This is a genomic window from Arthrobacter sp. TB 26, assembly GCF_000427315.1.
Lineage (GTDB): Bacteria > Actinomycetota > Actinomycetes > Actinomycetales > Micrococcaceae > Arthrobacter.
Genome location: NZ_AUPJ01000356.1, coordinates 1 through 2,357, shown reverse-complemented (window position 1 = coordinate 2,357; position 2,357 = coordinate 1). Strand labels below are relative to the sequence as shown.

The window sequence follows — 2,357 nt, the reverse complement described above, 5'->3', positions numbered from 1 at the left end:
GAGCCGGTGACGAGGACTTCGCGACCGGTGAGATCAATGGTGAGCTGCATGGCTATACCTCGTTCTCGTCAAGCAGTTGCGGAGTGGTGGCACGGACCGGGATGGAAGAACCGATCAGGACTGGCTGTTGGGCCTTTTCTTCCGCGGTGGCGGGGCGCATCTGGCCGCGCTCGTCCGGGACGAAGGAGATCGAGTCGTCCTTTTGGTCCGGCGCATTGACGAAGGAGCGGAAGCGGCGAAGCCGGTCCGGGTCCTTGAGGGTATCGGCCCATTCGTCCTGGTAGGTGTCCACGTGCTTGGCCATGGCCGCTTCGAGGTCCGCGGCGATGCCCAGGGTGTCGTTCACCACCACGTCCTCGACGTGCTTGATGCCGCCGTCGAGCTCTTCCTGCCAGCGCGCGGTGCGCTGCAGGCGGTCCGCGGTGCGGATGTAGTACATAAAGTAGCGGTCGATGTACTTGATGAGCGTTTCGTCGTCCAGGTCCTTGGCCAGCAGCTGGGCGTGGGCCGGGGTGGCTCCGCCGTTGCCGCCGACGTACAGGTTCCAGCCGTCCGCGGTGGCGATGACGCCGACATCCTTGCCGCGGGCCTCGGCGCATTCGCGGGCACAGCCGGAGACGCCCATCTTCAGTTTGTGCGGGCTGCGGAGGCCGCGGTAGCGCAGTTCAAGCTGGATGGCCATGGCCACCGAGTCCTGGACCCCGAAGCGGCACCAGGTGGAGCCGACGCAGGACTTCACGGTGCGCAGGCTCTTGCCGTAGGCCTGGCCCGATTCGAATCCGGCATCCACGAGCACCTTCCAGATTTCGGGAAGCTGTTCCAGCCGGGCACCGAACATGTCGATCCTCTGGCCGCCGGTGATTTTGGTGTAGAGGCCGTATTGTTCCGCGACCGCGGCGATCACACCGAGCTTCTTCGGGGTGATCTCGCCGCCGGCGATCCGTGGGACCACCGAATAGGTGCCGTCCTTCTGCATGTTGGCCAGGGCGCGGTCGTTGGTGTCCTGCAGGGTGCCGCGGCCGGCGTCCAGGACGTAGGCACTGTTCTGGCTGGCCAGGATGTTGGCGATGGTCGGCTTGCAGATGTCGCAGCCGTCGCCGGTGCCGTACCTGGCCATGACCTCGTCGAAGGAGGCCAGTTCCAGGATACGGATGGTCTCGAAGAGTTCCTGGCGGGACAGCTCGATGTGCTCGCACAAGGCTTTCGAGACCTCGACGCCGGACTTGGTAAGTTCGCTTTCGAGCAGCTTCTTGAGCATCGGCACGCAGGAACCGCAGCTGGTTCCGGCGCGGGTGCAGCCCTTGAGTTCGCCGAGTTCCTGGACGGGCGCGTTGCCGTCGCAGGCCCCGCAGCCATTGACGGTGTCGCGGATGGTTCCGGCCGTCACGTTGTTGCAGGAACACAGGATGGCGTCGTCCGGCAGTTGGGTCTCCGGGGCGTCGCCGCCGCCGGCCGCGGTGAGGTAGGCGCCGGGTTCGGCAGCGAGTTCGCGGCCCAGCATCGGGCGCAGGGACGTGTACGGGGTGGCGTCCCCGACGAAGATGCCGCCGAGGAGGGTCTTGGCATCGTCCGTGGTGACGATCTTCTGGTAGACGCCGCGGGCCGGGTCGGCGTAGACGATTTCCAGCGCGTGCTCGGTCCGGGCGAAGGCGTCGCCGAAGCTGGCGACGTCGACGCCGGAGAGCTTGAGCTTGGTGGCGGTGTCGAAGCCCGGGAAGGTTGCGTCGCCGCCATGCAGCCGGTCCGCGACGATCTCCGCCATGGTGTTGGCGGGGGCCACGAGGCCCAGGCACATGCCGCCGAAGTTGGCGACCTCGCCGATGGCCCAGATGCCGGGGACCTGCGTTTCACAGCCGTCGGAGATGACGACGCCGCCACGCGGTCCGAGCTCGAACTGCGGCGCTGTTCCCTCCGTCGCCGGGCCGTTGGCGGCCCGGAAGAGTTCGTCGCGGGGCCGTACGCCGATCGCGACGATCACCAGGTCGGCGTCGATGATGCGCCCGTCGGCCATCAGCACGCCGGTGACCTGGCCGCCGTCGTCGGAGAGGACTTCGGAGGGGAACACGCCGCCGTGGACGGTGAAGCCCTTGGCTTCGATCAGGCGGCCGAGGGCCTGCCCGGCGCCCTCATCCAGCTGGGTGTTCATGAGCCAGGGGGAGCCGTTGACGACGATCGGGGTGGCGCCGAGCTGCTCGGTGCCGGCCGCGGACTCGAGGCCCAGGAGCCCGCCGCCGATGGTGACGGCGTTGACCTTGCGGCCCAACTTCTCCGTCAGTTCCGCGATCGCCTTGTTGATGGCCCAGACGTCTTCCAGGGTGCGGTAGACGTGGGTCAGCTCGGATCCCGGGATCGGCAGG

General features: G+C 67.5%; 1 protein-coding gene. It reads right to left on the bottom strand.

Annotated elements, in window-relative coordinates; genetic code table 11:
* Positions 1–52: 52 nt before the first annotated feature.
* Positions 53–2,357 (bottom strand): nitrite reductase large subunit NirB (gene nirB / locus K789_RS0113855; RefSeq protein WP_024367274.1); only part of this gene is annotated, 2,305 nt, incomplete at its 5' end.